The following is a 7,505-nucleotide window of genomic DNA, read 5'->3' as shown; positions in this document are numbered from 1 at the left end:
TCAGATACTATCGTTATCTTTAATATCTGGCTTTATATGGTTTGTTTCTTGTTTTCTTATAAATTAACCTACTGTTTAATTTTCAATGTTCTTTTAATACTCTTCAAGTGTTTCTTTTGTGTTTTGTTTGCGTCTCTTTCGAAGACAAGTATTACTATATCAAAATCTAAAATCTAAGTCAACACTTTTTTTTAAAAAAATTAAAAAAGGTTATAATTTTGTTATTGAAACCCCCAAATATACACAATAACAGTATAACCTTTTAATAAATATTTTTTTATTTTGCTATTTTTTCCATATAGTAATTTGCCGCTGATTGATCGCTTCTAACGAGAACTTTTGATTTCTTTTTAACATTAATACTGCTATCAAATACATTTATTGCATCTTTACAGATAAAAACCAAAACATCCAGTACCAAAAAACTTATACATAAAAAGCATAATAGATTAACAATTTGAAACATATCCGTTCCTCCACCCAATATATTATTTATTATGTATATACAATTCTTATTATTATTCCAACTTCCTTTACAAAAATTCCTTCAAATAGTATCACAATAAAATGACATCTTCTAAAATTTATCAGTATAAAGTCACAACCACCAAAAACACATATCAATTTATAGGACATGTTGTATGATTGTAAAGTAAAATATAATATGAATACAGTACTAATATATTGTGAATAAAAAAAGACCCCTACAAATCTGCATATAAATAAACAGAATAGGAGCCTTTATTAAAAACTATCTACAACCGCAGTAAAATATTGTAATCATTATATAAACCGCATTACTAATAAAAACTATATTTTACGATAATATTTTTACTTTTCATCGTCGTTGTCATTGTCATTGTTATTATTGTCTATTGGTTTCATAGTTGGGAATAACAATACATCTCTTATAGATGGAGAATTAGTAAGTAGCATTATAACTCTATCTATACCTACTCCCAGTCCTCCTGTAGGTGGTAGACCAACTTCAAGAGCGTTTAGGAAATCTTCATCAGTTTCGAATGCCTCATCGTCCCCTAGCTCTCTCTTTCTCTCTTGATCCATAAATCTATCTCTTTGATCAATCGGGTCATTTAACTCAGAGAAAGCATTCGCAAGTTCCCATTTGTTGGCAAAAGCCTCAAATCTGTCTGTTCTTCTTGGGTCTTCTGCATTTCTCTTAGAAAGCGGAGATACTTCAACTGGATGATGAGTTATGAATGTAGGTTGAATTAATTTATCTTCACCAAATTCCTCAAAGAAAGCATTTATAATCTCTCCTCTTCTCATACCAGGTGTTATTTCTATACCTTTTTCTTGTGCAACTGCTAAAGCTTCTTCGTCAGTGTTTATTGTAGAGAAATCTACTCCTGTATATGTTTTCACACAGTCTTCCATAGTCATTTTCTTCCAAGGAGGAGTAAAGTCTATTTCAGTTCCTTGATAGTTTATTACCATACTACCAGTAGTCTCTTTAGCCATATGAGAAATTAAATTCTCTGTTATATCCATCATATCTGTATAATCACCATATGCTTGGTATAATTCCATAGCAGTGTACTCAGGGTTATGCTTTATAGACATACCTTCATTTCTAAACATTCTACCCATTTCGTAAACTTTATCAAACCCACCAACTATTAATCTCTTTAAGTAAAGTTCATTAGCTATTCTTAAGTACATTGGTATATCCAAAGTATTGTGGTGAGTTACGAAAGGCTTAGCATTTGCTCCACCAGCTATAGTGTTTAAGATAGGAGTTTCAACTTCTAAGAACCCTCTCTCGTCTAAGAAACTTCTAAGCGCTTTTAAAGCCTTAGTTCTAGATAAGAATGCTTGCTTAACTTCTGGATTAACTATTAAATCCACATATCTTTGTCTATATCTAAGCTCATGGTCTTTTAGTCCATGGTATTTTTCTGGAAGAATTTGCAGTGATTTACTAAGTAATACTACATTTTTTGCTTTTATAGATATTTCACCCTTTTGAGTTCTAAATATATCTCCTTCAATACCAATTATATCTCCAATATCGTACTTTTTAAAATAATCATAGTCTTCTTCGCCTATAGTGTCTTTTCTAATATAAGATTGAATTCTACCATTTTGGTCTTGTATATCAATAAATCCAGCTTTTCCTTGGATTCTTTTACTCATAATACGACCTGCTATTTTCGCAGCTTGACCTTCTAATTCGTCAAAGTTGTCTTTAATTTCGTTTGAAAAATGAGTTCTATCATATCTAGTCTCTTTAAATGGATCTCTACCATTGTCTTGTAACTCACTCAATTTATCTCTTCTAACTTGTAGAACTTCACTAAGATTTTCTATTACTTCTGATTCTCCATTGTTTTGTCCATTGTTATTCATTTCGTACCTCCATTTATCTTATTATCTTTTGATATCTAAAATTTCGAACTTAATAACTCCATCAGGAACTTGAACTTCGACTGTTTCGCCAACACTTCTTCCTAACAGAGCTTGCCCAACTGGAGATTCGTTTGATATTTTTCCATCATAAGGATCTGCCTCAGCTGAACCAACTATAGCGTATTCTATATCTTCATCAAACTCTAGATCTTTTAGCTTGATTATAGAACCTATCGTTACAACGCTAAGATCTATATTGCTTTCATCTATTATTACAGCTTTTCTAAGCATATTTTCTAACTTAACTATTCTTTCCTCTAATTGTGCTTGTTCATTTTTAGCTTCATCGTACTCAGCATTCTCAGATAAATCTCCGAATGAAATCGCTACTTTTATTCTTTCAGCAACTTCTTTTCTTTTAGTAACCTTTAAGTACTCTAACTCGTCTTCTAGCTTTTGATATCCTTCTTCCGTCAATAACGTTTCTTTAACATCTATCATCATTTCCACATCCCTTTCGCATACTTTTAGGAAAATCCTAATTTATTTTAATTAGTTATAATCTTTTATAATTTATTCGCTATATTATAAGTCACTCTTATTTTTATGTCAAGGAATCCTCTAAATAGCGCTGTAGTTTCAATACTACATCATCATAAGATTCTATCTTATTTATTTCGTCTCTGAGTCTCGCTGAATTTTTAAGCCCTTTTAAATACCAAGCGATGTGTTTTCTCATTTCTCTAACAGCTACATACTCACCATCTTCTTCAAGTGCTAAGTTTAAATGTTTAATTGCTGTGTGTATTTTTTCTTCTGCGCTTGGCTCTGGAATGGCTATACCATTTTCTAAATAACTATTAATTTGACTAAAAATCCACGGGTTACCCTGAGAACCCCTACCTATCATTATAGCATCACAACCTGTTTTGTCTAACATTTTTATTGCAGATTTTATATCAAAAACATCACCGTTACCTATAACAGGAACTCCGACAGCTTCTTTAACCTGTTTTATTATATCCCAGTCAGCTACACCCGAATAGTACTGTTCTCTTGTTCTACCGTGAACTGCGATTGCCGATATACCCGCATCTTCTGCTATTTTTGCTATTTCAAGTGCGTTTATGCTATTGTCGTCCCATCCTTTTCTGATTTTAAGAGTCACTGGTTTAATTGAATTTTTGACCACTGCTTTCAATACTTCTCCAGCTAGCTTTGGATTTCTCATAAGCGCTGACCCATCTCCATTTTTTATAACCTTAGGAGCTGGACATCCCATATTTATGTCCAAAATTTCATTTGGGTATTCATTTAGTATATCTGCAGCTCTACCCATATAGTTTGGATCTGATCCAAAAATTTGCACAGATACCGGATGTTCCTCTTCTCTAATATTCAGCATTTTTTTGGTCTTATCATCATCATAACACAGAGCTTTGGCGTTTATCATCTCTGTGTACAGTAAATCGCATCCTTTTTCTTTGCATATAAGTCTAAATGCAAGGTCCGTTACTCCAGCCATAGGAGCTAAAAATACTCTCCCTCCAAGCTCTACATTTCCTATTTTCATATTTATCTCCTTACTACTGTATTCACATTATTGCGATTTAATTATAAATAATCTTAAACAGGGAACTAGATATTATCCAATTCCCTGTTTATCTATTCTTTATTTTTTTCGTAAATTAGCCTTAATCCTTCTAGTGTTAATAACGAATCTACATAATCTATACTATCGGTTTCAGATGCAATTAGATTTGCAAGACCTCCTGTAGCTATTACTTTTATATCCGGATGATTTAATTCTTTTTTCATCATATCGATGATTTTGTCAACTAGTCCAACATAACCGTAAATTATGCCAGATTGCATAGCTGCAACAGTACTTTTACAAATTGTAGCTCCCGGTTTAATAAGCTCTACTCTAGGCAACTTTGATGCTCGTTGGAAAAGAGCCTCACTAGATATCTTTATACCCGGTGCAATAGTTCCACCTAAGTACTCATTATTTTCTGATATTGCACAAAATGTAGTCGCCGTACCGAAATCAACTAGTATAAAAGGCGATACATACTTTTCTATCCCTGCAACAGCATTTACTATTCTATCTGCGCCTACTTGTTTTGGATTGTCGTATTTTATATTTAAACCAGTCTTAACTCCTGGTCCAACTACTAGCGGTTTTTTGTTGCAGTATTTGTAGCAAAAATTTTCTAATGAGTGCATAACATTTGGAACTACCGAAGATATTATTATGTCTTCTACTTTCTTTATATCCAAACCATCTCTCTCAAATAAACTACCTATAAGTATTCCGTACTCATCGGATGTCTTTTCTTTATCTGTATTGATTCTCCAATTTTTTATCAATTTTTTACCTTTGAAAACACCTAAACCCATATTTGTATTTCCAATATCAAATACTAGAAGCATATGTCACTAACCTTCTTTCCTTTTTTTAAATGCAACAGCAATCGAGGAAACGACTAAAGCCGCAACTACAGCTTCTGGTATCCCATTGGTCACAGCAAGTCCAAATAAAACTTTGCCTCCAGAACCGCTTAGACCTAATGCATGCATATATTTATCAGCATACAAAAGATATACAAGCCCTAATACTCCACAAGTGTTCATCAACGATCCAATTAGACCTGTTACGAACCCTGATAAGTATACCTTTTTTGTAGCCTTTAAAATCAACTTGTACACATAATAAGACAGTACTCCCATAAGTACTCTAGGAACTAATGCAACTATCGGATTCATAAATACGAAAGACACTATTGTAGGCGCTGTTATAGCTCTAATCAAACTAGTCACTCCAAAAATAAGTCCTATAGCAGCTCCAACTATTGGGCCTTCTACAATAGCTCCTATGATAACTGGTAAATGCATTATTGTGGCATTTACTGGACCTATCGGTATAAATCCTAAAGGCGTCATAGATAACATTATAGATACTGCTGATAATAACCCTATAACCGTCATCTGTCTTAAATTAATCTTGCTCCTTGTTGATACATTTGTATTCATTAAATACACCTCCGTTTCAGCTCTGTAAAGATGCCGAACTATTTTTAAACCTTATTGAATTTCTCTTCTAAAACTTTGTCTTTAGTCAAGCTTTTAGAATTCTAAAATGCTAGCTAGACAAAACAATTTTATCAATTCAATATTTCGTTGTCAATAATTTATTAAAAATAGGTTATTTATTCAAATTGAGTCATAATTCTAAATTTATTTTATTTTTAATTAATTTTACTTTATCTTTTATTTATTTTAGTATTTTAATTTTCGTGTTTTTACTTGCACATTCATTTTCTAAATCTCTGTAAGACACTAGACTTCCTGAACTTTTTGCATTTTTAACGGCATTTACTATGCTTTTTTCCACTACCTCTACTGCTATTGATCCTACAAGTGTGACATCTGCTTCAATTTTCCCTGTAGACATTGTGAAAATAGTATCTCCATCATGTTGAGTATGTATAGGAAAAATCGCTCTAGCATAACCATCATGAGCCATCTGTGATACCTTTTTACAGTCAGCTTTAGTGAATATTGCATTAGTTGCTACAACACCAATTGTAGTGTTATCTATACTAAATCCTCCACTAGAAACACCTTTTTTCATCAATTCATAGCTATTTAATTTTGTTTTCTTGTCATCATCTAAAACTCCAGCTATAATATTTCCACCTTCATAAATATCACCAAAAGCATTTACTGCAACTATAGCCGAAACTACGAGTCCATTATCCAGCTTTATTGAGTGGCTTCCAATTCCGCCCCTCATCGAAAACTCTTGTCCACGTGATTTTCCCACGGTCGCACCGCATCCTGCACCGTAGTTACCTTGTTTTAACTCTTTGCTCGTCGCCACTTCACACGCTTTGTATCCCATTTTCTTGTCAGGCCTACATTTAGAATCTCCAACGCTTAAATCGAATAATACTGCTCCAACAACTATAGGCACCTTCGTAACTCCAACATCAAATCCAATATCATGTTCTTCTAAATAGTTGCTTACTCCACAAGATGCTTCAAGCCCAAATGATGAACCTCCAGATAAAACTACTGCATGTACCATTTGTACCATATTGATAGGATCTAATAGATCCGTCTCTCTGGTGCCTGGAGCAGCTCCTCTAACATCTACTCCACAAGTAGCTCCTTCTTCACACAGAACGACTGTACAGCCTGTCAGACCTTTTTCATTTTCTACCTGTCCAACTTTTAATCCTTCTACATCGAGAATGTTGTTATACATATCCGCCTTCTCCTCTCACAGAAACTTCTCCAGAATTAACTTCAGTGATGGTTCCATCTTCATCTTGAACTAAAAGATTGCCATCTTCGTTTATATCAAGACATTTTTTTAATTTTCTTACACCGCTTTCTATTATATTTACATTCTTACCAATTATAGCTGAGAATCGTCTGTTTAAAGCTAAGGTTTCATGTTTATCACATGCATTGACATAGTTTTTATAAATCTTTTCAAACTCTTCTAATATATATAAAATAATAATTTCTCTATCTATTTTGTATCCCTCTTTTAAAATCGATGTAGCTTTAGCTGATATCTCTTCTTCAAAATTTAAAGTATTAACATTTATACCCATTCCAAGTACAATATAGCTTACACTCTCATTTTCTGCAGATAGCTCAGTCAATATACCACATATTTTTTTACTATTTAATGTAATATCATTAGGCCATTTTATAAGAGCTTCTAATCCCAAACTGTTCAATGATTTTGCAACTGCCGCACCAGCTACTAATGTCAAAAATGGTGCATTTTGTATTTTGATTTCAGGCTTTAATATTAAAGACATCCAGATTCCTTCACCGGAATTTGAAGTCCAATTTTTACCTAATCTGCCTTTTCCAGCAGTTTGTTCTTCACTAATGATAAGTGTTCCATGTGTATTGTCTTTTGCAATTTCCTTTGCATACATATTTGTTGAATCCACTGTATCCAAGTACAATATGTTTTGACCAATAAAATCTGTCTCTAAGTTATTTTTTATCCTTTGTATATCCAACTAAATCCACCACCAATTCTTGTTAAGTCTACTAAAATTTTAATATAAGTTACTCTAAAAAACAAATAAAAAAAGAGTTACATC

General features: G+C 32.8%; 8 protein-coding genes. All 8 read right to left on the bottom strand.

What is annotated here, in order from left to right:
• Nucleotides 1-277 precede the first annotated feature (277 nt).
• The 8 genes from J2Z43_RS12655 to J2Z43_RS12620 all read right to left on the bottom strand — a co-directional run bounded on the left by J2Z43_RS12655 (nucleotide 278) and on the right by J2Z43_RS12620 (nucleotide 7,421).
• On the bottom strand, nucleotides 278-466 hold the full coding sequence (locus tag J2Z43_RS12655) for a hypothetical protein (RefSeq protein WP_209457482.1): 189 nt from the start codon (nucleotides 464-466) through the stop codon (nucleotides 278-280).
• A 365-nt stretch (nucleotides 467-831) separates the two neighbouring features.
• The gene (lysS, locus tag J2Z43_RS12650) at nucleotides 832-2,370 is read right to left on the bottom strand and encodes a lysine--tRNA ligase (protein ID WP_209457481.1); all 1,539 of its coding nucleotides are present in this window, start codon (nucleotides 2,368-2,370) and stop codon (nucleotides 832-834) included.
• Between the two features lie 21 nt (nucleotides 2,371-2,391).
• A complete protein-coding gene (gene greA / locus J2Z43_RS12645) occupies nucleotides 2,392-2,871 on the bottom strand; it encodes a transcription elongation factor GreA (protein WP_027703073.1) in 480 nt (159 codons plus the stop codon).
• A 103-nt stretch (nucleotides 2,872-2,974) separates the two neighbouring features.
• Complete coding sequence (dusB, locus tag J2Z43_RS12640) at nucleotides 2,975-3,943, bottom strand: tRNA dihydrouridine synthase DusB (protein ID WP_209457480.1); 969 nt, start codon at nucleotides 3,941-3,943, stop codon at nucleotides 2,975-2,977.
• Nucleotides 3,944-4,035: 92 nt separating this feature from the next.
• The gene (locus tag J2Z43_RS12635; protein ID WP_209457479.1) at nucleotides 4,036-4,806 is read right to left on the bottom strand and encodes a type III pantothenate kinase; all 771 of its coding nucleotides are present in this window, start codon (nucleotides 4,804-4,806) and stop codon (nucleotides 4,036-4,038) included.
• Between the two features lie 6 nt (nucleotides 4,807-4,812).
• A complete protein-coding gene (locus J2Z43_RS12630) occupies nucleotides 4,813-5,406 on the bottom strand; it encodes an ECF transporter S component (protein ID WP_209457478.1) in 594 nt (197 codons plus the stop codon).
• A 241-nt stretch (nucleotides 5,407-5,647) separates the two neighbouring features.
• Complete coding sequence (locus tag J2Z43_RS12625; RefSeq protein WP_209457477.1) at nucleotides 5,648-6,643, bottom strand: P1 family peptidase; 996 nt, start codon at nucleotides 6,641-6,643, stop codon at nucleotides 5,648-5,650.
• Nucleotides 6,636-7,421 carry a biotin--[acetyl-CoA-carboxylase] ligase gene (locus J2Z43_RS12620; RefSeq protein ID WP_234926388.1) on the bottom strand — a complete coding sequence of 262 codons (786 nt, stop codon included), beginning with the start codon at nucleotides 7,419-7,421 and terminating at the stop codon, nucleotides 6,636-6,638. The genes J2Z43_RS12625 and J2Z43_RS12620 overlap by 8 nt, the downstream gene beginning before the upstream one ends.
• Nucleotides 7,422-7,505: the final 84 nt, after the last annotated feature.

It is taken from the genome of Metaclostridioides mangenotii (assembly GCF_017873185.1).
Lineage (GTDB): Bacteria > Bacillota > Clostridia > Peptostreptococcales > Peptostreptococcaceae > Metaclostridioides > Metaclostridioides mangenotii.
The sequence above is the reverse complement of the archived record's forward strand: the minus strand, read 5'-3'. Positions and strand labels throughout refer to the sequence as shown.

What these genes read in the sequence shown, in the direction of transcription:
- J2Z43_RS12630 (WP_209457478.1), bottom strand. Translation starts at nt 5,406, where the DNA reads ATGAATACAAATGTATCAACAAGGAGCAAGATTAATTTAAGACAGATG.
- J2Z43_RS12625 (WP_209457477.1), bottom strand. Translation starts at nt 6,643, where the DNA reads ATGTATAACAACATTCTCGATGTAGAAGGATTAAAAGTTGGACAGGTA.
- dusB (WP_209457480.1), bottom strand. Translation starts at nt 3,943, where the DNA reads ATGAAAATAGGAAATGTAGAGCTTGGAGGGAGAGTATTTTTAGCTCCT.
- greA (WP_027703073.1), bottom strand. Translation starts at nt 2,871, where the DNA reads ATGATAGATGTTAAAGAAACGTTATTGACGGAAGAAGGATATCAAAAG.
- lysS (WP_209457481.1), bottom strand. Translation starts at nt 2,370, where the DNA reads ATGAATAACAATGGACAAAACAATGGAGAATCAGAAGTAATAGAAAAT.
- J2Z43_RS12655 (WP_209457482.1), bottom strand. Translation starts at nt 466, where the DNA reads ATGTTTCAAATTGTTAATCTATTATGCTTTTTATGTATAAGTTTTTTG.
- J2Z43_RS12635 (WP_209457479.1), bottom strand. Translation starts at nt 4,806, where the DNA reads ATGCTTCTAGTATTTGATATTGGAAATACAAATATGGGTTTAGGTGTT.